15 protein-coding genes are annotated in these 22,102 nt (G+C 63.0%); 8 read left to right on the top strand and 7 right to left on the bottom strand.

All coding sequences use genetic code 11. From position 1 onward, the window contains the following. Window positions 1–4 precede the first annotated feature (4 nt). The 3 genes from AK81_RS00715 to tssF form a co-directional block, all read right to left on the bottom strand. Window positions 5–2,740: a type VI secretion system Vgr family protein gene (locus AK81_RS00715; protein ID WP_050491817.1), complete on the bottom strand. Its 2,736-nt coding sequence runs from the start codon at window positions 2,738–2,740 to the stop codon at window positions 5–7. Window positions 2,741–2,980: 240 nt separating this feature from the next. Beyond that, the gene (gene icmH / locus AK81_RS00710; protein ID WP_050491816.1) at window positions 2,981–3,784 is read right to left on the bottom strand and encodes a type IVB secretion system protein IcmH/DotU; all 804 of its coding nucleotides are present in this window, start codon (window positions 3,782–3,784) and stop codon (window positions 2,981–2,983) included. 15 nt (window positions 3,785–3,799) lie between these two features. Next, on the bottom strand, window positions 3,800–5,542 hold the full coding sequence (gene tssF / locus AK81_RS00705; protein WP_081041989.1) for a type VI secretion system baseplate subunit TssF: 1,743 nt from the start codon (window positions 5,540–5,542) through the stop codon (window positions 3,800–3,802). Between the two features lie 302 nt (window positions 5,543–5,844). Between tssF and tssM the strand changes: the two genes are divergently transcribed. Next, on the top strand, window positions 5,845–9,519 hold the full coding sequence (gene tssM, locus AK81_RS00700; RefSeq protein WP_043196147.1) for a type VI secretion system membrane subunit TssM: 3,675 nt from the start codon (window positions 5,845–5,847) through the stop codon (window positions 9,517–9,519). Between the two features lie 67 nt (window positions 9,520–9,586). Here the strand turns inward: tssM and tssJ are convergent, their stop codons facing one another. The 3 genes from tssJ to tssG are packed head-to-tail and all read right to left on the bottom strand — an operon-like array spanning window position 9,587 to window position 11,945. Further along, window positions 9,587–10,369 (bottom strand): type VI secretion system lipoprotein TssJ, encoded by a 783-nt coding sequence (tssJ, locus tag AK81_RS00695; protein WP_043195995.1) that lies wholly within the window; start codon window positions 10,367–10,369, stop codon window positions 9,587–9,589. Then, window positions 10,366–10,938, bottom strand: a complete 573-nt coding sequence (locus AK81_RS00690) for an FHA domain-containing protein (RefSeq protein ID WP_043195994.1) — start codon at window positions 10,936–10,938, stop codon at window positions 10,366–10,368. The genes tssJ and AK81_RS00690 overlap by 4 nt, the downstream gene beginning before the upstream one ends. Beyond that, on the bottom strand, window positions 10,935–11,945 hold the full coding sequence (gene tssG / locus AK81_RS00685) for a type VI secretion system baseplate subunit TssG (RefSeq protein ID WP_043195993.1): 1,011 nt from the start codon (window positions 11,943–11,945) through the stop codon (window positions 10,935–10,937). Before tssG ends, AK81_RS00690 begins: the two co-directional genes overlap by 4 nt. A gap of 330 nt (window positions 11,946–12,275) precedes the next feature. Here tssG and AK81_RS00680 point away from each other — a divergent pair, with 330 nt between their 5' ends. From AK81_RS00680 to AK81_RS00670, 3 genes are read left to right on the top strand one after another with little or no spacing between them, the layout of a single operon-like run. Continuing rightward, entirely contained in the window at window positions 12,276–12,941 is a 666-nt protein-coding gene (locus AK81_RS00680) for an ABC transporter ATP-binding protein (RefSeq protein ID WP_043195992.1), read from the top strand. Then, complete coding sequence (locus AK81_RS00675; protein ID WP_043195991.1) at window positions 12,941–15,394, top strand: FtsX-like permease family protein; 2,454 nt, start codon at window positions 12,941–12,943, stop codon at window positions 15,392–15,394. Before AK81_RS00680 ends, AK81_RS00675 begins: the two co-directional genes overlap by 1 nt. Beyond that, entirely contained in the window at window positions 15,384–16,439 is a 1,056-nt protein-coding gene (locus AK81_RS00670) for a lipocalin-like domain-containing protein (RefSeq protein ID WP_043195990.1), read from the top strand. The genes AK81_RS00675 and AK81_RS00670 overlap by 11 nt, the downstream gene beginning before the upstream one ends. 226 nt (window positions 16,440–16,665) lie before the next feature. On the opposite strand, the gene AK81_RS00665 is transcribed toward AK81_RS00670, so the two are convergent. Next, window positions 16,666–17,412 carry an enoyl-CoA hydratase gene (locus tag AK81_RS00665; protein ID WP_043195988.1) on the bottom strand — a complete coding sequence of 249 codons (747 nt, stop codon included), beginning with the start codon at window positions 17,410–17,412 and terminating at the stop codon, window positions 16,666–16,668. A 102-nt stretch (window positions 17,413–17,514) separates the two neighbouring features. Here AK81_RS00665 and AK81_RS00660 point away from each other — a divergent pair, with 102 nt between their 5' ends. The 4 genes from AK81_RS00660 (at window position 17,515) to AK81_RS00645 (ending at window position 21,981) form a co-directional block, all read left to right on the top strand. After that, the gene (locus AK81_RS00660) at window positions 17,515–18,159 is read left to right on the top strand and encodes a TetR family transcriptional regulator C-terminal domain-containing protein (protein WP_016499178.1); all 645 of its coding nucleotides are present in this window, start codon (window positions 17,515–17,517) and stop codon (window positions 18,157–18,159) included. A 74-nt stretch (window positions 18,160–18,233) separates the two neighbouring features. Next, on the top strand, window positions 18,234–18,950 hold the full coding sequence (locus AK81_RS00655; RefSeq protein ID WP_016499179.1) for a response regulator: 717 nt from the start codon (window positions 18,234–18,236) through the stop codon (window positions 18,948–18,950). Then, window positions 18,947–19,732 carry a substrate-binding periplasmic protein gene (locus AK81_RS00650; protein WP_043195979.1) on the top strand — a complete coding sequence of 262 codons (786 nt, stop codon included), beginning with the start codon at window positions 18,947–18,949 and terminating at the stop codon, window positions 19,730–19,732. The genes AK81_RS00655 and AK81_RS00650 overlap by 4 nt, the downstream gene beginning before the upstream one ends. Continuing rightward, a complete protein-coding gene (locus AK81_RS00645; RefSeq protein WP_043195977.1) occupies window positions 19,729–21,981 on the top strand; it encodes a hybrid sensor histidine kinase/response regulator in 2,253 nt (750 codons plus the stop codon). Before AK81_RS00650 ends, AK81_RS00645 begins: the two co-directional genes overlap by 4 nt. The last annotated feature ends 121 nt before the right edge of the window (window positions 21,982–22,102 follow it).

The raw sequence follows: 22,102 nt of genomic DNA, 5'->3' as shown, positions 1-22,102 counted from the left end.
TGCTTCAGCTCCCTTCCTGGATGAGTGCGCTGGCCAGGCGGGCAGCAGTGCTAGGCTGGTTGGCGGGGGTTAAGGAAGGGATGAGGGTGCCCAGCGAGGCGACGAGCATTTGTGCGCCATGCTTGGCGAGACCTTCGCTGTTCTGGAATGAGGTAGGGGTTTTCTGCGCTGTACCCGGGCCTGAGAATTTTTTTGTCAGGTTGTCGAAGTAGCTGCCGGCATCCCACGGGTCGGCTGGGTCTTTGTCGAAATCAACGGCTGTGGGGCCAGGGCTGACCGCTGCTACCCCCGCAAACCCTGTTTCGCCCAGTTTGCCCGTGAGCACCTGGCCCAGTGCGTCCTCCACTTGATAGGCGGCGTCTTTCAATGGGTGGTTGTTGGCGTAGTCGCGGAACAGGTCCAGATTGCCTTTGGCCGCTTTGGGCGCTTCTGAAAAGGTGGCGGCCTGGCTTTGCGCACTCTTGTAGATAAAGTCGCTTGCATGCCCGGTGTAGGTACCTGCCGTCGCATGCAAAATCCCGCCTGCGTTGTAGGTCGTACTGCTACCGCCGCCCTGGATGATCAGCTCCTCTTTGGCCGTCAGGGTGATGCGTTCGGCCGTGGCGGTGATCTTCAGCTTGGCCAGCAGGTTGATGTTGTCCTTGAGCGCTTTCAGGTCGATGTCGCCGGAGGCTGCGACCAGTCGCCAGCCCATGCTCTGCACAAACTGCCGTACCCCTCGGCTGGCACTGATCAGCAACCGCTTGCCGATGGCCATGCTGGTGTGGCCTCCGGTACTCAGGCCCAGGTGTTCGCCGCTGGCGATGTGGGTCGACTCCGGGGTTGTGGTCGCGATACCGGTGGGGCTGGCAAGCACCAGTTGAGGGTCGACCAGTTCCGGAAACCGGTTGGCCTGCGGGTTGCCGCCATAGCCGCAGATGGCGTCATGCTGTGCCTTGAGTGCTTCGCCCACTTCATCCTGATCGCCGCTGTCCTGGGCCTGGTGATCGCGGGCTACCCTGGCAAAGGTGGTGTGGTGCTGCTGGGCGGTCTGCAAGCGCTCGGCGGTTTCGCCCAGGTCGGTGTGATGCTGGACGGCGCGGGCGCGCAGTTCGGTGGTCAGCAGCAAGCCACCACCAGCGCGAATCACGCCGTGGGTGTCGGTGCGCAGTTCGAAACCCTGCCCGCGGGGCTGCCCGCCGAAATGACGCGGATGCGTGAGGTACCCGAGATACAGCGCTGTGTGATCGTGGTCACTCATCAGTGCTGCGCTGATCTGCCCGGTGGTGTCGTCCAGGCGCAGTTCGTTATGCCGCTGGCCGTGGTGCTCCTTGCTGCGGATCGGGCTGAGTGCCTTGAACTCGGGCAGGCGATAGGGTGCGCGGTTGACGATGTGGTAGCTGCGCCCGGTGATCATCGGCTGATCGGGGTCGCCGTTGAGAAAGCTGACCACCACTTCCTGACCTATGCGGGGTATCGCCATGTGGCCCCAGGTGGCACCGGCCCACGCTTGCGTGACGCGGACCCAGCACGAACTCTTCTCATCGTCCTGCCCCTGGCGGTCCCAGGGAAACTGCACGCGCACGCGGCCGTGCTCATCGCAGTAGATTTCCTCGCCGGGCGGGCCGACCACCTTGGCCATCTGCGGGCCTTCGATTACCGGCTTGGGGCGGGCAGGCGCGTGCCACTGCACAGTGGCCGGAATCAGGCTGGCGGTAAGCGTGTACGAAGTCCCGACTTCTGCCTCGGCGGCATCTTCTTCCAGCGCCGTGAACTGGTGGCCCTTGTGCGTGATGCACATAGGCCGCCAGAGGATGTTCATGTCTTCACGGGCATGCCCCTCCAGCTGAAAGGCAATACCCGGTTGCAGGCGCGCATCGTCACCTACGACCTCGGCCACACGGGCGTCACCGAACAGAGCGTCGGCCCGGGTCTGGGTGAACGGTTTGCCGGCGTTGTCGTGCTTGTAGCGGCCGGGGTAGTTGTAGCGCTCATAGTCATTGCCCTGGTTGCCCATGTCCTTGGCGTACAGGGTGTGTTCCAGGTTATAGCGCGGGTGGGTGAAGGTGTAGTCGCGTTGAACCTGCACACTGGTGCTTACCTGCTCGCGGTAGGTGAACTGGTGCAGGCAGGGCTGCGGGTCCGTGCCGCCGCGGTTGGCGACGTACAGCACCGGTTCGCCCTCCAGCATGCCGAACTGGCTGATCTGGTCCGCCTGGACAAGACCATGGCTGCCCTCGCTGTGTTCGAAGATCGAGATCAGGCCTTCTTCGGCGCACAGGCGCCAGAAGAAATCCAGGTCCGGTTCACCAGCCTGCACGCAAAACTCGCGGTTCTGGTGCGAATCGTCCAGATGCTGGGTCAGCGAGCCCCAGCGGCGCGCGTGGAACTGCTCTTCCAGCAGCTTCGGCACCGTGCGGTGCTGGAAGATGCGCCAGTCTGATTGCAGCCCGGCGCGTGCCAGCTGTGGCTCGATCACGGCGCGGTAGCGGGTACGGCGGTGGCCGGTCTTGCCCTGTTCGAAGCGGCTGATCAGGCCGTGCACATGGCGCACCGGCTGTTGTTGCTGCCAGAGGGTCAGCACGGCGGGCTGGTCGAGCAGGTTGCCGAAGTCGGCGTTGTCGGTGAAGCTGACCAGTTGGACTTCCAGGCGATACAGCTGGCTGACCCCTTCGGTCAGTTCGAATGACACCACGTCAAACGCAATCGCCTCATCGGCGGGCGTGCTGAAGGTAAAGCGCACATCATTCAAGTTGCTCATGCAAACTCCTGCGGGTCATCCCATCGGGCAGGTTCATGAAACCGGGCGCGTTATAACGCGCGTGGTACAAGTGCACTCGGGACCATAGCGAGGAATCCATTCCGGGTCGTCAAAAGTGCTTCCTAAAAAGTTGTAGGAAGTTTCTGAAAGTGCGGCTGTAAGGTTTTAACGGGCAAAACTGTACTTGCTGCGTTCATGGGTGCAGTGACTGTAGAGCCAGATAAATCGGTAGTGCCGTGTTTATTGCTGCAGCATTGACTGCAGGGAAACCAGTACTTGCTGGGTAATGTTGTCGAGCTTGCTGGCGAAGTACAGATACACGCCTGTGCAGAACACCACCATGACAACCCACGGCGTCCACCAGGGCAGTTGCCGTTGCATGCGGTAATGCCGGGGCGCGACATTTTTCAGCGGATCGGTCAGCGGTTCGGTGCTGGCCTTTGCACCACGCAGTTCATTGACCCGGTTTCGGATGCGGGTGAGCCAAACCTCTAGCTCCGCGTCGCCATTGGTCTGGTTGGCGTACTTGCCGCGATAGCCCAAGGCCAGGCACCAATACAGGAATACGAACAGGTCATGGCGGCCTTCGGGGGCTGCCAGCAGGCGTTCCAGCACGCTGAAGAACTTCTCGCCGCCCCAGGTTTCCTGGTGGATGGCGCTAAGCAGGGACTCGGCCTTCCACGGTGAGTCGCGGCCCCAGGGCGTGGCCATTACGGCTTCGTCCACCACGCAGCACAGGCAGTACGAGAACACCACGCGGTCACCTTCATCGCAGTGCTCCAGTTGGCGCACCTCCTCGACCATGCCGTGGATCATGGTCTTGACGTGCGCGTACAACTGCTCGACGTGCGCATAGCGTTCGGTGCCCTCCAGGCGAATGACCAGGCCCAGCAAGGGCGAAGCGATATCAAGGATAGGGTTAAGGGTGTTTGATCGGGTGTCGAAGCCCAGTGCGTCAACATGCGGAAACAGTTCGCTGGACGGCGGCGAATCGTGGGTATCTGCCTGGCTTTTTTGGTAATCACGTTCAGGTGCACTATGCATGCGTGGACCTCCTGGTCACATCACCGGTTGCCGCCCGGTGCGGGCGGGCCAAAGCTGGTGGCTTGCGTTGGCGGTGTTGATGATCTGCAGTTGATGAAAGGCGTTGCTGCTGGCGTACAACGCCATGAAATGTGAAAGCACGTTGCCAAACAGCTGCACCTCGCCCTCGCACTCGAAGCCTGTAGGGTCGATGTGCAGGGTGGTACGCAAGCCGCGTACGGGGCGGCCTTTGATCAGCCAGTCATAGGGTTCGCTGTCCACCCGCTTGATGGCGTCGAGGCGCTGGGTGGTCCTGCGCCCCTGCTGCAGGTCATGAGCGCCGACAAAGTCGTAAACCCGCAGCACCGACGCCAGGGCGGCGGGCGAGGAGAGCGACAGGCGGTTCAGGGCCAGATTGGAGATCAGCGCCCAGTGGCGGTCACCTTGGCCACCGCTTTGCAGCATTGGCGGATAGCTTGGGGTGGGGCGGGTCAGGTTGCGATAGTTGACGAACGACGGCGTGTCCTGTGTCGTTGCATCGATTTCGCCAACCTTCAGCCGGTGGGCACGGCCACCGCTGCTGCAGGTCAGGTCAATGTTCAGTTCCTGATGCACGCCAAGGTAGGGCGCAAGGTCGTGATGTACCAGTTGTATACGGTGTCGAACCTGGTCGTTGACCGGCTCATGCTCGATGTCCAGCTTGTAGTAGCGGGCGGGGGTGGGCTCGTCCAGTGGGTAGCCACGGCCTAGCGATTCGAAGGCTTTGAAGTCCTGGACATGGTGCCTGGATTTCTGGCGCTGGCTGCAGACACGGTCAATGCTGAAAATCTCATCCCCTTTGCGGCCCTTGCGCCCCACTTGCACGGTTTCATGGATGGGTTGTCCATTGAGGGGGATGGGCTCGGCCCGGCGGCTGAACAGGTTGATGGCGGGGGTGCAGTTGAGCAGCACAGTTGCCGTGTCGATCTGCACATCTGGCGGAAACGCTGCGTTGAAGTGGAATTCCAGCTGGATGGGGGTGGCCGCCTCATTGGGCCAGTAGCTCCCCAGCCCGTCAATGCGAAACCCATGGAAGCGCTCGGGGAAGCAGAAGTATTCCTGCAGGATGCGGTAGCCGTCCATCTGCTCGCCGGGGCTGGGCAGCAGGGCTTCATCGGCCTCGAAGCCGACAAAAGTCAATGAAGGGGGTAGGACAAAGCGCTGCTGGCCGATGTTGAGATAGAACTTGCCCAGGTGTTGCGCCAGCCACTGATAGAGGGTCAGTGCATTGCGGCTGCCGCCTGCCAGGTGAAAGCGCAACTGGTCGCACTTCATGCGCTGCAACGGTTGCTCAGACAAGGCGCCCAGGTCGATCAACATGACCGCCGATTCGGCGCCGGGCTGCATCGTGACAGTGCGGATTTCCAGTGGCGCGATGGCCAGCTCCGCGCAAGTGCGAAATTCGCAGCTCATGCCCGCAACGGGGCGGGAAAACACCTGTGTGCCCTTGGGCAGCACCTGTGTTTCGCTCAGCGCGTTATCCACGGGCTGAAACTGCATCAGCGTCATGCTTGGCAAAGGGCGCAGGTAGTTGGGGTAGAGCAGTTGCAGCAGCGGGTGAGTCAATTCGGGTAGGTGGTCGTCGATCTTCATGGCCACGCGTGCGGTCAGAAAGGCGAAGTGCTCCAGCACGTGCTCGGCATGCGGTGCCGAGGCTGTGCGGCCGAGAAAAGGCGCCAGCCGCGGCTCGTCCTCGACAAAGTCGTCGCCAAGCTGCTGAAGATACTGTTTTTCGTGCATGAGCCAATCTTTAAACTTCATGTTTGTTCTGCCGCTGCTCTATCTTGCGTCTTTCGCCAAAGTTAAGTGATCTTGACTTTTGTTATTTGTAGGAACGGTCCTACGAGTTGCCGGTCAAGATGTTTTAGATTCGCCAGTGCCCTATTTTGATAGTGCAAAACCTCAGCGGTTGTCTGCCTTGAAAGTGTTAGATCTTATTTCTTGATTGATAGCATTGAATGTTGTTTTGCGGTGCTGCTACTGTCTCTGGCCGTGAGCAAGTTCGATGCTCGATCAATATGCAGTCGGTAGGGTTTGCCGCCATGAAAGTGAAAAGGGAATATCTGCTGCAGGGTTTATCGTTGATTCAACGCCAGGCAATGCCGGTAATTGTTTGTGCGGTGCTGCTCGGTCTTACAGTGGTGCTGGTCTGGTTATGGTGGTCGGGCCCAGACTGGCGTTGGCGCGAGTGGCAACCGCTGGCCGACCTGCCTGTGCGGGTTGCGGTAACTGTGCTGCTGGTGGTCATGCCGTTGCTGGCATGGAGCGCACAGGTGTACCGACGCAACCGGGCAATCGTGCGTGAGCAGCACCGGCAGCAGCGCCAGGCGGATGACCCGTGCCTGGTGTACCTCCAGGCCCAACAGCGTTCGCTCGACGCCAGCCTGGCCCGGTTGCGCGACAGCCAAGGCGGGCGAGGGCATCGCTATGATGTGCCGTGGTACCTCATCCTCGGTGAGGAGAACGCGGGCAAGTCGAGCTTCGTCAGCCGTTCTGATCAACGCTTTGCACTCACACGCACCGAGCGCAGCGCAGCCCAGCGAGTGTCTACCGACCCCGCATTGGTTTTTGCCATCGACTGGTGGATCGGTGACGACGCGGTGCTGATAGATCCGCCGGGTGAATTCATCAGCCAGCCCGAGCGGCCGGCGCCGGAAAGTGTCCCGTTATCGGCAGGCCACGATGACGAGGGGGATGGCAAGGCACTGGCAGCAACGCAGGAGGCGTCAGCGACATCAGCCAACCCGGCCGAGCCTGCCGGGCTGCCAGCCGGCATCGAGCGGCGCCTGTGGCGGCACATGCTCGGTTGGCTCGCCCATAACCGCAGCCGACGTCCCCTCAATGGCGTGATCCTGATGGTCGACATGGCCAACCTGTTTGGCAGGACCGAGCAGCAGCGGCGCGACCTGGCGTTTGTACTGCGTGCGCGCCTGACGGAGCTGGGTGGCGAGCTGGGGACACGTTTGCCGCTCTACGTGGTGATGAGCAAATTCGATTTACTGGATGGCTTTGAAGCGCTGTTCGCCAGGCTTCCGGCCCGCGAGCGGGAAGAAGTGCAGGGCTTCACCTTTACGCTGGGTTCGGTAACGGCCTTCGATGTCTGGCTGGAAGAGCTGGGCAAGGCCTACCTGGCCTTCGTCGAGCGCCTCGGCAACCACTTGATGAATGCTACCGACGCAGCACCACGCTCAGCGCGCAAGAGCGCCTACTCGCTGCTGCGCGAACTGAGCGGCGCGAACGACATGTTGCTGGGTTTTCTGGAGGATGTGCTGGGCAGCGACCGGTACTCCACGCCGGCGCTGGTACGCGGCTTGTACTTTTCCTCGGTCTACCAGCGAGGTGAGGTACACAACCTGCTCGCGGATGCCTGCGCGCGTGCCTTTGCCTTCGATCCCCCTGCGTTATCGATCAAACCCCAAGGCACATCGGTGGTGTACTTCGCGCAGCAGCTGCTGCAACGGGTGGTGTATCCCGAGGCAGGACTGGCGGGCGACAACCACAAGGTCACCCGGCACAAGGCCCGGCTGCTGAAAAGCAGCGCCGTGGCCGCTGGCGTATGCGGGCTGGCCATTGCTGGCGGTTGGTTGTACTTCTACAGCGCCAACCGTGACAAGGCTGAGCACGTACTGGAAAAGAGCCAGGCCTTTGCCAGCACCCGTACGGATGCCAAAAGTGACCTGACCGGGCGCAGCCTGTTGAAGTCGCTGGATGAAATCCGTGATGCCGTGAGCCTGTATGGCGACTACCGCTCAGGCTGGACCGGCGTTACCGACATGGGCTTGTACCAGGGCAAGGCCATCGGTCCGCAGGTGGACCAGGCGTACCTGAATGCGCTGGCCAGGCGCTTTCTACCGGCAATTGCGGGCGGTGTGGCGGCGACCATCAAGCAATCTGCCCCAGGCAGCGACGCGCAACTGGCGGCACTGCGCGTATTGCGCATGATCGAAGAGCGCGCCAATCGCCGGCCGGAGCTGGTCGAACAGTGGATGGCCCGGGAATGGCAAAAGGCCTATCCCGGTCAGGGCCAACTGCAAGCCGCATTGATGCGCCATCTGCAGTACGCCTTGGCTTATGCCGATGTCGAGTTGCCGGAGTACCAGAAAGTCGTGGCTGAGGCCCAGCAACAGTTGCGCAGTTTGCCACTGGCCCAACGCGTCTATATCAGCCTGCGACAGCACGCCCGGGAACAATTGCATGGCGAGCTGGACCTGCGCAACGAGATCGGCCCCGCTTTCGATATCGTCTATGCCCCACTGCAAACGCGGGATCACCAGTCGGAGGTCGATGCCAACCTGGCGCTGGCGCCATTGCTGACGGCAAATGGCTTTCGGGACTACTTCGAGCATCACAGCCAGAACGTGGCAGACCATGCCTTGGTCGACCAGTGGGTTTTGGGTGAGCGACGTAACCTGGACTACTCCGAGGTAGACCGCCAAGCCTTGACGGAGCGCCTGCGAGCCCTGTACAGCGCCGACTACATCGACAGCTGGCGGCGGGTGCTGAACCAGTTCTCGGTTACCGAATTCACCGATCTGGCCCACGGCTTGAGTGTTCTGGAACAGGTAACCGGGCCCGCCGCGCCGATTCGCCGCATGCTGGAAACCGTGCGCAGTAATACGCTGATCTATCCGCAAGCCATCCAGGAGGGCGAGCAGGCTTTAGCAGAGCAACGCGGCCGCACACAGGCCATGGGCATTTACCGATCCTTTGCCGGCCTGTCCGGCATGCTCGATGTGCAGGGTGACAAACCGTCCTACTATGACGAAACGCTACAGGCGATCAGCGCCGTTCATGACTATGCCAAGGCAGTCCAGGACAACCCCAATCGCGGCAAGGCTGCGCTTGCCGTGGCGTTGAATCGCTTTTCGGAAAAAGATCCCGACCCCATTCGCAACCTGCAGCGCATTGCCACCGGTTTGCCGGAACCCTTGAACCGGCATGTTCGCCAGCTCGCAGAGCAAACCTCTCAGGTGCTGATGGTCATGGCGTTGCGAGAGCTGGAACAGCGTTGGGACGCAGAGGTATACAGCGTCTATCAGCAGCGACTGGCTTCACGCTACCCCATCCACCCGGGCGGGGAGGATGTATCGCTCAAGGACTTCGAGGCGTTTTTCGGCCCGCAGGGCCAGCTCAGGCGTTTTCAGGACGAATACCTTACGGTGTTTCTCAAGGACAACCTCAATGCGCTGTACTCCAGTGCAGAAGAAAGCTATCTGGTACGCCCCCAGGTCATGGTGCAACTCAAGCAGGCGGATGTCATTCGCAACGCGTTCTTCGACAACCGCGGCGAGCTGAAGGTTAGCTTTGGTCTGGAACCGGTGGCCGTCAGCAAGGGATTGCGTGGCAGTGTGTTCGGGCTTGATGGGCAACTGCATGCGTTTGCCGACAGGGGGAACGAGCCGCTGGGCATGACGTGGCCCGGCCCGGCCGGGGAGAGCGGGTACAGTCGGGTCTCTCTGGTGCAGGCGGCAGGTACTACCGTGAGCCTGGGGTATCACGGCCCCTGGTCGTTCTATCGCCTGCTCAGTCGCGGTGGGCTGAACGCCCGCACTGGAACCAGCGTCGATCTGAGTTTCAACATTGCCGGCGATACAGCGCGCTACAGGTTTCACGCGGCGGATGCCAACAACCCCTTTACCCATCAGCTCTTCGCCGGCTTCGCCTTGCCGCAGCGGCTATTGCGGGACGTAGGTGACAACGCCGTGGCCGAAAGATAGGGGCCCACGGCGCTATGAAAGTCCCGATGCCAGGAACCTGCATCGGGATTTTTCTGTAAATGCAAAGTTACTTGTCACGGCGGTATTCACTGTCGTGCCTGAGCTCCACGCCGTTATTCTCGAAGTGAACGTTTACAGTGTGGTTGTAACCGCGCGTCTGGATGCGCACTGCATCTTTCCAGCTGCCCTGCGGGTTGTCGCCAAGTCGAGCCACGACGGCGATGTAGCGTGTACGTTCGTTGATTTTTTCATGCTCGATGAACTTGAACTGGCCTGGGACCAGGCGATAGTCATCGACACGGATCAGCGTGGTGCCCAGTGCCTTGTCCAGATCCTCTTCGATTTGCTCATAGGTGGCATCGAGCAATAGCGAGTTGTCCCTCAGTTGAAGGACCTTGAAGGCAATGGAAGAGGGAGGGTGCGGCTGCGGTAGCGGGGTGGCGTCAGTGGGTTCGTTGGTTTGCATCGCTGCATAACTGGCCAGTGCAGCAGGTGCTGTAGCACCGTTGATAGCTTGTTGATCGTAGACTGTCGCGGGATCGTTCTGGTGCAACTGTTCGGCCAGCGCACTCAGCTTGTCATGCAGTTCCTCTGCATTTTTAGCGCCCAGGTTGGCCGCCAGACTCGTCGAGTGCTCAGGTAGCCGCGACCGACCCTGCGCATCAACTTGCGCCGGGCTGATGATCGCCGGTGGGGCGACTGAATAAAGGCTCAGCGCCACATGGCTGATGTCGTTGTTGGGGCCACCGATTGGCAGGGATGGGTCCATTGTTACCTGATACACCCTGCTGACCGAGGTGCAGCCACCGAACGCCAGGCACGCAAACAACAACCCAATGCGCTTGTTCATCTCACCTCCTTACCGAAGATTTCAGCAATGGCGGGGTCAACCCGGGCCGCTGCGGCCTTCTCCAGATAGGCCAGAGGATCGCGTTCATCTGCCGGTGCAGCTTGCGGTGCCCCAAGGAAACTCAACAGGGCGGTCGCGGGCGTACCCAGTGCCTGTAACGGGCACATCTGCTGCTTGAGCCGTAGCTGCGAAAGCGGGTCATTGGCAGCCTGCTGTTGCGGGTCGTCTTCGCTTGCGTGGCACAGGCGTATCGCAACCTGGTATTCACCGATCTGCAGCCTGTCGTTATGCCTGAGGCGGATGTGCGTGCCTGACAACAGTGGGGCGTCACTGCCATTCATGAAGCTCTCGCCGCTGTGGTCGATGACGCAGAAATGGCCCTCATGCCAGCTGACTTCGCAATGCACCGGCAGGATGCGCGCCTTGCCATCGTGCAATCGCCAGGTGCCTTGGCTGCCAACGCTGCCGCCAGCCTTGTCGAAGCGATGCTGTGGCTCGCTGCCGTGCAACAGTTTTTCCGGATTGAGAACGGCCAGGGTAATGCCGGGCTGGAGAACATTTGTACTCATGTGCGTACCGTGATGCGAACAGGGGGAGGGGTAGGGTCATTGCGATCAGCGATGAAGCTGGTCCAGCCGAGGTGGGTGCCGTGCTCTGCTCGCAGGCTGAAGGGCGGTGCTTCTTTGGGGTTCAGGCGCAACTCCAGGTCGTACGCCCCGACGTCACGGAGCAGGAAGTCGAGCAGTCGGCTCAATTTCTGGAAGTTGCCACCGCTGGGCAGGAATTCGCGGAACTGCTGCTGGCTCAGGCCTGCGATCACGATGGTGAATTTGCTGCTGCGTGACTCGGTGCGGCCGCCGAGCAGGAAGTTGCAGCCCGCCTGGCTGTTGCAGCCGCCCAGGCGATTGCGCTGGGATGGCGGAATTTGCACGCTACGCTTTTCGAACTCGCGAATGGCAACCTGTTCGAGGTCGAAGCAGTGCGCGATCATGCCTGCCACCATGCCGGGCGAGCGGCTGCGGCTGGCGATCATGCCCACAAAGCTGAGCAACCGGCTCCAGGGGAGCGGCGTAGTTCCGCGCAACTGCGCATCATCCAGGCCGATCAAGGCGAAGATGTAGCGGGAGAAACCGTCTGTCGCGCCGGGCTGAAAGCGCCGGTAATAGCGGTATTTGCGCCAGCCCTGATGCAGCAGGGTATGCAGGCGATGGTTGAAGAAGTTGAAGTACGCCGGGCGCAAGCCGATGCCATGGGCATTTTCGTAGGCGATTTCGTCGAGGTAGTAGGTGGGCAGCGGTGAGTCGGTGCCATGCAGGCCGAGGAAGCTGGCCTCGATACGGTAACGATCACTTCCCAGGCTATCGGCACGCAGCACGTCGGCAACAGGGAAAGACAGGCGGGGGGACACCTCCAGGCGCAATCGGCGACGCGTCTCGCGAGAAGGCGGCCGCTGCTCCAGGTCATCACCATGCAGTTGGTACAGTAACTCAAGCAGTTGAAAATAGTTGTACTGGTGGGCGGCCTTCAAAACAGTATCGACCTTGCCCGTCGTGTGCTGCTTGTCTGAGTCTTCCATGGCTGAGCCTCTTGCCGGGACAACGAAGTAGAGGCTGATCCTAGACCAATGGTTTTGTTTCAGGTCATTGATTTCATGTCAAAAAGTTAATGTTTATAGATCAAGGAATATTCTGTAGGAACTTTCCTTTATTGTTTTTTGGCGATTAAAATTTTTGTTTATTGTCGGCTTCGATGAGTTTGGTGTTGGTAGCGGTTTTTTCTGGCTGGTGATTTGAGCACCAAGTATCAAGGCAGCGGGTTATTTGTCGCAAAAACTGGACGAGTGTTCGGGTGTATTTCCCTGAACCTGCTATTCCTGAAAGGACACCCAACCCACCAAGGCCCGTCGATGCTCGCCATCGAACAGCTCCACAAATCATTCCCCACCCCCCAAGGCCCGCTCCCCGTCCTGCAGGGCGTGGACCTGCGCCTGGCACGCGGTAGCAGCCTGGCGCTGATGGGCGAGTCGGGCAGCGGCAAGAGCACGTTGCTGCACCTGATTGCCGGCCTGGACCGTGCCGACAGCGGCCGCATCCTGATCGACGACATCCCGCTCGACAGCCGCTCGGAGGCGTCGCTGGCGCAGTGGCGACGGGAGGGGATTGGCCTGGTGTTCCAGCAATACAACCTGATCAGCAGCCTGGACGTGGCGGCGAACCTGGCCTTTCAGGCCAGGCTGGCCGGCAGGCATGACTCGCAATGGGTGGCTTACCTGGCAGAGCGGTTGGGCCTGGCAGGTTTGCTGGCGCGCTACCCTGAGCAGTTGTCCGGTGGCCAGCAGCAACGGGTCGCCATCGGCCGTGCCCTGGCTGGGCGCCCGGCCTGGCTGCTGGCCGACGAACCCACCGGCAGCCTTGACGAAGCCAGCAGCGATGAGGTGCTGAGCCTGTTGCTGCAACTGGTCGCCGAGGCCGGCAGCGGTGTGTTGATGGTGACCCACAACCCCCGGTTGGCGGCACGCTTGCAGCGGCGTTGCCAGCTGCAGGCCGGTCGCGTTCAGCCAGAGCTGGAGTGATGAGGCTTTTGTCGCTGGCCCTGTTGGCGTTGCTCAGCCATTGGCGGCGCCATCGTGTGCAGTTTTTCAGCATCTTCACCGGGCTGTGGCTGGCCACAGCGCTATGGACGGGCGTGCAGGCGCTGAACAGTCAGGCTCGCAGCGACTACGCCCGGGCCAGTGCCGTGCTGGCCGGGCCGCTGCAGGCGCAGTTGGTGCCGCGCAACGGGGAGCGCTTCGACCAAGGGCTTTACGTGCGATTGCGCAAGCAGGGTTGGCCAGTGACGCCGGTGCTGGAAGGGCGCTTGCGTTTGCCTGGGGAGCCCGCGCGCAGCGTGCGCCTGCTGGGCATCGACCCCTTGAGCCTGCCACCGGCCAGCAGCGTCGCCGGTGTGCAGCCGCAAGCATTCGACGTACAGGCGTTCATCGGCACACCTGGGCAAGCGTGGGCCGGGCCAGACACCTTGCGGCAACTGGGCGCAGAGCCTGGGGCGTCAGTGCGCGACAGCGAAGGGCAACTGCTCCCGCCCATGCACCTGCAGCCTGCGCTGGCGCCCGGGGTTGTCGTGGTCGATATCGGCCATGCCCAGCGGTTGCTGCACGCACCTGGGCAACTGTCGCGATTGCTGGTGGCCGGCAAGCCGGGGCCGCTGCCTGCTGATATTGCGGTTTACCTCGAACTGCAACCTCTACAGGACGACGGCGGGTTGCAGCGGCTGACCGAGAGCTTTCACCTCAACCTGACCGCCCTCGGCCTGCTGGCGTTTGTCGTCGGCCTGTTTATCGCCCATGCCGCAATCGGTCTGGCGCTGGAGCAGCGGCGTGGGTTGATCCGCAATCTGCGCGCCTGTGGTGTCAGCTTGAACACCCTGCTGTGCGCCTTGGTGCTGGAGCTGGGCCTGTTCGCCGTTTTGGGCGGGCTGGCCGGCGTGGCCAGCGGGTATGTGCTGGCCGCGTGGTTGTTGCCCGATGTGGCGGCCAGTTTGCGCGGGCTGTATGGCGCCCAGGTTGCCGGCACCCTGAACCTGCCCGCATGGTGGTGGCTGGTGGGGGTGCTTGTGAGTGTGCTGGGGGCATTGCTGGCAGGGCTGGGCAGCGTGTTGCGTGCATCCCGGTTGCCGTTGCTGGCGTTGGCGCAGCCTCAGGCCTGGCGGCTGGCACAGGGGCCATGGTTGAGGCGCCAGGCTTGCGTGGCGGGCGTTCTGTTGCTGCTGGCCTTGGGCTGTGGCGTGCTGGGTAACAGCCTGGCCAGCGCGTTTGCCATGCTGGCTGGGCTGTTGCTGGCGGCGGCGCTGTTGTTGCCGGCCTTGCTCGACCGGGTACTGGCCTTGCTGACGCGGTACTGCCAGCGACCCTTGGCGCAATGGTTCGTCGCCGATTGCCGCCAGCAACTGCCGGCCCTGAGTTTGGCGCTGATGGCACTGTTGCTGGCGCTGGCTGCCAGTGTCGGCGTGGGCAGCATGACCGAGGGCTTTCGCAAGACCTTTGTCGGCTGGCTGGACCAGCGCCTGTCTGCTGACCTGTATGTCACCCCTCGGGATACCGCCCAAGGTCTGGAGATTGCGCAATGGCTCGGGCAGCAATCGCCTGCCAGGGTGGTGCTGCCCGGCTGGCGTGTGGAAACGCAGTTGCAGGGCTGGCCGGTGCAGCTTCAGGGCATCGTCGATGACCCGGTCTACCTCAAGCGTTGGCCATTGCTGCAGCAGCAGCCTCACGCCTGGGAAACGCTGGCCAGCGGGCATGCCGTGATGCTCAGCGAACAGCTGGCCAGGCGCCTGAAGCTGCAACTGGGTGACCGCCTGGCGCTGCCTTCAGAGGCGATGACGGTGGTGGGAATCTATGGCGATTACGGTAACCCCAAGGGCCACGTGCTGGTCAATGCCAGCTGGTTGCGCAAGCATTGGCCACAGGCAACGCTGACCGGGTTGAGCGTTGACCTGCCCACCGAGCAAGTGCCCGTCATCAAGGCCGCGTTGCAACAGCACTTCGCCCTGGACGACAGCCGTGTGGTGGAGCAGGCGCGCCTGAAACGCTGGTCCACCGAGGTGTTCAACCGTACCTTTGCCGCCACCGCTGCGCTCAACAGCCTCACGCTTGGCGTGGCCGGCGTGGCGCTGTTCATCAACCTGCTTACCCTGGGCCAAACGCGGCTGAGCCAGTTGGCGCCCCTGTGGGCGCTGGGTGTGCAGCGCCGGCAACTGGCGTGGCTGAGCTTGGGGCAGACACTGACGCTGAGCAGTTTCACGGTACTGCTGGCAATCCCGTTGGGGGTGTTGCTGGCCTGGTGCCTGGTGGCGGTGGTCAACGTGCAGGCGTTCGGCTGGCGCCTGCCGCTCTACGTCTTCCCTGTGCAGCTGCTGCAACTGGCCGCGCTGGGGCTGTTCACCAGCCTGTTGGCCAGCGCCTGGCCGCTGTGGCAGCTGGCGCGCCGCCAGCCCCGCGAACTGTTGAGGCCGTTTGCCGATGAAGCGTAACGCCTTGCTGTTGCTGTGCGGCCTGCTATGCGCTTGTGACCCGCCGGCGCCACAAAGCTATGCCGGGCTGGGGCAGCAGGCGGGCGGTTTCAGCCAGGTGGCCCGCGCGCATCGCCTGGAATTCCCGCGAGACCACGGCCCGCACGATGGCTTTCGCATCGAATGGTGGTACGTCACCGCCAACCTCAAGGACGCCCAGGGGCGTGACTGGGGCGCGCAGTGGACGCTGTTCCGCTCGGCCCTGCGCCCCGGCCCTGAAACCACCGACTGGAACAGCCCCAACCTGTGGATGGGGCACGCGGCCCTGACCGGTCCGGGCGGTCACCAGTCTGGCGAAACCCTGGCGCGCGGCGGTATCGGCCAGGCCGGCGTGCAGGCCCAGCCGTTCCGGGCGTGGATCAATGATTGGTCGTTGCAGGGCAGGGGGGGTATCGAAAGCCTGCAAATGGCTGCCGGTGGCGAAGGTTTTCGCTACGACTTGCGTTTACGCAGTGACCGCCCCTTGGTGCTGCACGGCGATCAGGGCTACAGCGAGAAATCCGGCAAGGGGCAGGCCTCTTACTATTACAGCCAGCCGTTTTACCGTGTGCACGGGGAGGTAGAGCGTGATGGCATGTGCATCGCGGTCACCGGCCAGGCCTGGCTGGACCGGGAATGGAGCAGCCAGCCGCTGGCGGCGGGGCAAACGGGGTGGGACTGGTTTTCACTGCACCTGGACAGTGGCGCCAAACTGATGCTGTTTCAGGTGCGGGAGGCGCAGGGGGAACCGTATCGCGCCGGCACCTGGGTTGGGCCGCAGGGCGAGGTGGCGGCGCTGGACGGAGCACAGATCCAGTTGCAGGCGCAGGCCTGGGCCGAGCAGAAGAATGGCAAGCGGGTACCGACGCGATGGCGGGTGCAGGTGCCGTGGCATGGGGTTGATGTGCAGGTTGATGCAGTGGAGCCGCAGGCCTGGATGGATACCCGGTTCCCGTATTGGGAAGGGCCGGTGCGCATGAGCGGGAGTACGGGGGGGCGCGGGTATCTGGAGATGACTGGGTACTAGTACAACACGTTCCCGCCATGATGCACTCTCCCTGTGGGAGCGGCCTTGCCGGGGCGCCGGACCGGTCGGAAAGGGGTGCGAAGCGCCCCCCAAGATCTGCGCCTCGCCGCAGAATTGCCGGGGCCGCTTTGCGGCCCTTTCGCGACACAAGGCCGCTCCTACAGTAATCGCGTGGGCTTTTAAAGGTTGAGCCAGACCGTAGCCCCAAAAGATCGCAGTAGGCCATTTAATCCTTGATCAGCCCTCGCAGCACGGCCCGTGCTTCTTCGGTGCGCAAGCATTCAATGAACAACCGGCTTTCCCGCGCCACGGTTTCCTCCAGCGCCGCCCGCTGGCTGTCCTTGAGCAGCCGCTTGCTGATGCGCAGCGCCGCCTGCGGGTAGCTTTGCAGCTGCCGCGCCAGCTTGCGTGCTGCGGCCAGGCACTGTTCGCCATCTTCGTGCAGTTCATTGGCCAGCCCCCAGGCCACCGCCTGCTCGCCATCCAGCAACGCGTTGCCCAGCAGCAGGCGGGCCGCCCGGGCCTGGCCAAGCATGCGCGGCAGCAGCAGGCTGGAACCGAACTCCGGGCACACACCCAACGGTGCGAACGGCATGCGCAGCTTGGTCGAACGGCTGACCAGCACCTGGTCGCAATGCAGCAGCAAGGTGGCGCCGATGCCGATTGCTGCGCCACTGACTGCCGCGATCAGCGGCTTGTCCAGGCCCATGACCACCCGCATCAGGCGGAACACCGGGCTGTCCAGGTCAGTGGGCGGGTTGTCGAGAAAATCCCGCAGGTCGTTGCCAGCGGTGAAGCAGTGGGGGCCACCGGTGATGATGATGGTATCGACGCCGGGGTCTTCGCCCGCTGCCAGCAGCAGGTCGCCCAGTTGCTGGTACATGGCGGTGTTCAGGGCATTGAGCTTGTCGGGGCGGTTGAAGGCCAGGGTCAGCAGGCCTTGGTCCAGCTCGCGTGTGATCAGGTCGTTCATGGCAGCCGCTTTTGTTGTTGTGGGCAAGTGTGCCAAGGGTTTATCACGCAGTCCGGCTTGTTGTACAGTCGTTCAGCCCAGCCCCTGAACCGAGAACCCTTGATGAGCCAGGAAGCCCGCTACCACCGCATGCTGCCGGAATTGCGCAAGGCCAACCTGGTCGAAGCGACCCTGGTGTGCCTCAAACGCCATGGATTCCAAGGGGCTTCGATCCGCAAGATTTCGGCCGAGGCCGGGGTCTCGGTCGGGCTGATCAGCCACCACTACGCCGGCAAGGATGAACTGGTGGCCGAAGCCTACCTGGCCGTCACCGGCCGGGTGATGGGCCTGTTGCGTGAGGCCATGGCCCAGGCTGCGCCCAATGCCCGCGAGCGGCTGTCGGCGTTTTTCCGCGCCTCGTTCTGTGCAGAGCTGCTCGATCCGCAACTGCTCGACGCCTGGCTGGCGTTCTGGGGCGCGGTCAAGACGGCCGATGCGATCAACCAGGTGCATGACCATTCCTACGGCGAGTACCGCAAGGAACTGAGCCGGTTGCTGGCCGAGCTGGCCACGCAGGAGGGCTGGCAGGGCTTCGATGCCGATCTTGCGGCCATCAGCCTCAGTGCCCTGCTCGATGGCCTGTGGCTGGAGTCGGGGCTCAACCCCGGCACCTTCACCCCCGAGCAGGGCGTGATTATCTGCGAGGCCTGGGTCGACGGCCTGCAGGCCGGCGGTCGGCGGCGCTTCAGCCTGCCCGAGGGCTGTTGATCGTCTGTTCAGTAACGAGTACGCTGCTGGCGCGAGTGTGTAGAACAACACCAATAAAAAAGAGACAACACGCAATGACGCCTCGGGTATTGATCGTTGATGACGATCCGCTTATTCGTGACTTGCTGCAGGCCTATCTGTCCCAGGAAGGCTATGACGTGCACTGTGCCGACACGGCGGAAAAGGCCGAGGCCCTGCTCGGCAGCCAGGATGTCGACCTGGTGCTGCTGGACATCCGCCTGCCTGGCAAGGACGGCCTCACCCTGACCCGCGAGCTGCGGGTGCGCTCGGAGGTGGGCATCATCCTCATTACCGGCCGCAACGACGACATCGACCGCATTGTCGGCCTGGAATGCGGCGCCGACGACTACGTGATCAAACCGCTCAACCCCCGTGAGCTGGTATCGCGCGCCAAAAACCTGATCCGCCGCGTGCGCCATGCCCGCGAAGTGCACCCGGCACCGGCCTGCGCGCAGTCGTTGAAGCAGTTTGCCGACTGGGCGCTGGACACCGACCGCCGTCGCCTGATCGACCCACGCGGTGGGCAAACCCTGCTGACCCACGGTGAGTTCCAGCTGCTCAGCGTGTTCCTGCGCAACAGCGGCCATACCCTGAGCCGCGACCAGCTGATGGACCAGATTCGCAACCGCGAGTGGGTACCCAACGACCGCTCCATCGACGTGCTGGTCGGTCGCCTGCGGCGCAAGCTGCACGATGACCCGGCCGAGCCGCAACTGATCATCACCATTCACGGCACCGGCTACCTGTTCACTGCCAGCGTGGCCGCATGACCCACCGCGCCCGCCGTGCCTGGGGGATGGCGCTGGCGTTGCTCAGCGTGCCGGCCGGCGCGGCGCAGACGGTGCGCTACTGCGATTACCCGGTGTACCCGCCGATGTCCTGGAGCGACGGCCACCAGGTACGCGGCCTGGCGCCAACCGTGGTGCGCGAACTGTTCGCACGCATGGGCTACGACGTGCAGACCGTGGTGCTGGGCAACTGGAAACGCTGCCTGATGGACGCTGCTGCCGGGCGGGTGGACGTGGTGCTGGCCTACAACAGCGACCAGCGTGACCAGCGCATGCATTTTTCCACGGAGCCGGTGGTGCGCGAGGAAGTGGCCGTGTTCTACAACCGCAAGCGGCCGGTGCAGTTCCAGCAGCTGGAAGACCTGGCCGGTTACCGCGGCGGCCTGTTGTACGGCGAAAGCTACGGCGCCGAATTCGACCGCTTCGTCGCCCGCCACCAGAACATCGAACGGGTGTCTTCCAGCCAGCAGAACTTCGGCAAGCTGATCCGCGGGCGCATCGACTACGTGATCCAGGAGCGGCGCACCGGCCAACTGTTCATCGAGCACCTGCCCGGTGCGCAGGATATCCGCGTACTGCCCAGCGCACTGAGCGTGGACTACCTGCGCGTTGCCGTATCGCGGCAATCACCCCTGAGCCAGCACATGGACGAAATCGACGCGCAGCTGCGGCGCATGAACCAGGCTGGCGAGATCGCGCGCTGGCTGGAGCAGAGCGAGGTCACTTACCGCGACATGATCAACCTGCCGGCAGATGCCCGATGATCCGCCTGCACACCGATGGCCTGCTGCGCCGCCTGCTGCGGTTCATCCTGTTGTTCAGCCTGTGCTTCACCGTACTGGCCAGTAGCGTGCAGCTGTATTTTGAATACCGCCGCGAGATGCGCGACATCGAGGCGCGCATGGCGTTGATCCGCGCCGGTTACCTGGCCAGCCTGGAGCGCAGCCTGTGGGACCTGGATGAGGCGCAGCTGGATACGCAATTGCGCGGTTTGGTGGATTTTTCTGACGTGGCCCGGGTGCGCCTGGTCAGCGACGATTTTCAACTGCTGCGAGGGGAGGCCGAACCCCAAGGGCCGCTGCGCATCGAGCGCTTCCCCCTGGACTATCAGCCCCCCTCGGGCCCGGCCAGGCACCTGGGTGAGCTGGAAGTGAGTATCGACCTGGGGGCGGTGCACCGTCGGCTGTACGCCACCGGCCTTGCCAGCCTGCTGTGGATGGGTGTGTTCCTGTGTGGCCTGGCGGTGGCGCTGTCGGGGCTGTTCTATCGGCTGGTCACTCGTCATCTGCAAGTGATGGCCGAGTTCGCCCGGCGTATTGGCGCCGGCCAGTGGCAGGAGCCGCTGCGCCTGGGGCGCCGCCGTTCATCGCGCCCCGACGAAATCGACACGGTGGCCAATGCCCTGGACGACATGCGCCGCGCCATCCTCAGTGACATCGAACGCCGCGAGCGCGACCGCCTGGCGTTGCAAGACAAACGCGACGAACTGCAGGCCATGGTCGAACGACGTACCGCCAGCCTGGCCCGGGCCAAGGATGACGCCGAGGCCGCCAACCTGGCCAAATCGCGCTTCCTGGCGACCATGAGCCACGAGTTGCGCACCCCGCTCAACGGTATCCTGGGCATGGCCGAGCTGCTACGCGGTGGCCGGCTGGAAGCCGCCGACCGCCAGCGCCTGGAAGCCTTGTACAAGGCCGGCGAGGGGCTGTTGGCGATTCTCAACGAAGTGCTGTATTTCGCCCGGCTTGAAGAAGGTGAGAGCCGCGCCGAGCTGGTCGGTTTTTCGCTGCGTCAGTTGTGCCAGGAAGTGCTGGCGCTACTCGAACCCATGGCCGTGGACAACGGCGACACACTGCATCTGGAGGTTGATGAGCAATTGGCCGGTTACCAGCACGGCGCCGAGCAGTACCTGCGCCAGGTGCTCAGCAACCTGCTGGCCAATGCCATCAAGTTCACCGAGCACGGCCAGGTGCGGCTCAAGGTGCAGGTGCTGGCCAGCGATGCGGCCACGCAGCGCCTGCGGCTGTCGGTCCATGACAATGGCATCGGCATCGAGCCGGCCGTACAGGCAAAAATCTTCGACCGCTTCGTCCAGGCCAGCGAGGCCGTGGCCCGCCGCTATGGCGGCACCGGCCTGGGCCTGGCGATCTGCAAGCACCTGGTGGAAAACCTGGGGGGCAACATTGGCCTGGACAGTGTGCAAGGGCAGGGCAGTTGCTTCTGGTTCGAACTCGACATTGCCCTTGGGCAGCCAGATGCGGCCACTACCCCGGCCCCGGCGGCCAGCGCCAGCCTGGATATCCTGGTGGTCGAGGACGTCGCGCTGAACCGAGAGGTGGCGGGCGGCCTGCTGGTGCGCGATGGCCACCGGGTGAGCTTTGCCGAAGATGCCGGGCAGGCTCTGCAGCTGTGCGCACAGCGGCGCTTCGACCTGATCCTGCTCGACGTTCACCTCCCAGGCATGAGCGGAGTGGAACTGTGCCGGCAGCTTCGCGCCACCCCCGGGCCTAACCACCGCAGCCGCATAGTGGCGCTGACCGCTGGCGTGCAACCGGGGCAAGTGTCGGGTTACCTGGAAGCCGGCATGCAAGGGGTGCTGGCCAAGCCTCTTCGGCTGGCCAACCTGCGTCAGGCACTGGCCGACGCGACGCCGACCGAACAGGCCAGTATTGACGCGAACATGGACTGGTCGCTGCTGGCCACCCACCGCTCGCTGCTGGGCGAGCAGAAGCTGCAAGGCCTGCTGAACGTGTTGCGCCAGTCACTGGAGCAGCACGCCACGGCGTTGGCCGAGGCGCTGCCAGCCCAGGACTATACCGAAGTGCTGCACCTGGCCCATCGCCTGGCCGGCAGTTGTGATTCCCTGGGGTTTTCTGGCCTGGCTGCGCTGTTGCGACGCCTGGAGGATGCGGCCCGCGAGCATGACGGGCAGGCACTGAACACCCTCGCCGAACCACTGGCAAGCCAGCTCGGCCAGGCCCGTGCGACCCTGGAACACTTGATCCAGAGCTGACGTACAAAAAACTTACGACTTTTTACATCTTCGATCCGTTCGTACAACGGCACCTTACATCCGTTTCCAATAATCGATGGCAACCGTGTTGCACGCGGTCCATGAGGCTTATTGGAGACAA

It is taken from the genome of Pseudomonas putida W15Oct28 (assembly GCF_000708715.2).
GTDB lineage: Bacteria > Pseudomonadota > Gammaproteobacteria > Pseudomonadales > Pseudomonadaceae > Aquipseudomonas > Aquipseudomonas putida_R.
The sequence above is the reverse complement of the archived record's forward strand: the minus strand, read 5'-3'. Positions and strand labels throughout refer to the sequence as shown.

What these genes read in the sequence shown, in the direction of transcription:
- AK81_RS00650 (WP_043195979.1), top strand. Translation starts at nt 18,947, where the DNA reads ATGACCCACCGCGCCCGCCGTGCCTGGGGGATGGCGCTGGCGTTGCTC.
- AK81_RS00660 (WP_016499178.1), top strand. Translation starts at nt 17,515, where the DNA reads ATGAGCCAGGAAGCCCGCTACCACCGCATGCTGCCGGAATTGCGCAAG.
- AK81_RS00665 (WP_043195988.1), bottom strand. Translation starts at nt 17,412, where the DNA reads ATGAACGACCTGATCACACGCGAGCTGGACCAAGGCCTGCTGACCCTG.
- AK81_RS00670 (WP_043195990.1), top strand. Translation starts at nt 15,384, where the DNA reads ATGAAGCGTAACGCCTTGCTGTTGCTGTGCGGCCTGCTATGCGCTTGT.
- AK81_RS00675 (WP_043195991.1), top strand. Translation starts at nt 12,941, where the DNA reads ATGAGGCTTTTGTCGCTGGCCCTGTTGGCGTTGCTCAGCCATTGGCGG.
- AK81_RS00645 (WP_043195977.1), top strand. Translation starts at nt 19,729, where the DNA reads ATGATCCGCCTGCACACCGATGGCCTGCTGCGCCGCCTGCTGCGGTTC.
- AK81_RS00655 (WP_016499179.1), top strand. Translation starts at nt 18,234, where the DNA reads ATGACGCCTCGGGTATTGATCGTTGATGACGATCCGCTTATTCGTGAC.
- tssG (WP_043195993.1), bottom strand. Translation starts at nt 11,945, where the DNA reads ATGGAAGACTCAGACAAGCAGCACACGACGGGCAAGGTCGATACTGTT.
- icmH (WP_050491816.1), bottom strand. Translation starts at nt 3,784, where the DNA reads ATGCATAGTGCACCTGAACGTGATTACCAAAAAAGCCAGGCAGATACC.
- AK81_RS00715 (WP_050491817.1), bottom strand. Translation starts at nt 2,740, where the DNA reads ATGAGCAACTTGAATGATGTGCGCTTTACCTTCAGCACGCCCGCCGAT.
- AK81_RS00690 (WP_043195994.1), bottom strand. Translation starts at nt 10,938, where the DNA reads ATGAGTACAAATGTTCTCCAGCCCGGCATTACCCTGGCCGTTCTCAAT.
- AK81_RS00680 (WP_043195992.1), top strand. Translation starts at nt 12,276, where the DNA reads ATGCTCGCCATCGAACAGCTCCACAAATCATTCCCCACCCCCCAAGGC.
- tssF (WP_081041989.1), bottom strand. Translation starts at nt 5,542, where the DNA reads ATGCACGAAAAACAGTATCTTCAGCAGCTTGGCGACGACTTTGTCGAG.
- tssM (WP_043196147.1), top strand. Translation starts at nt 5,845, where the DNA reads ATGAAAGTGAAAAGGGAATATCTGCTGCAGGGTTTATCGTTGATTCAA.
- tssJ (WP_043195995.1), bottom strand. Translation starts at nt 10,369, where the DNA reads ATGAACAAGCGCATTGGGTTGTTGTTTGCGTGCCTGGCGTTCGGTGGC.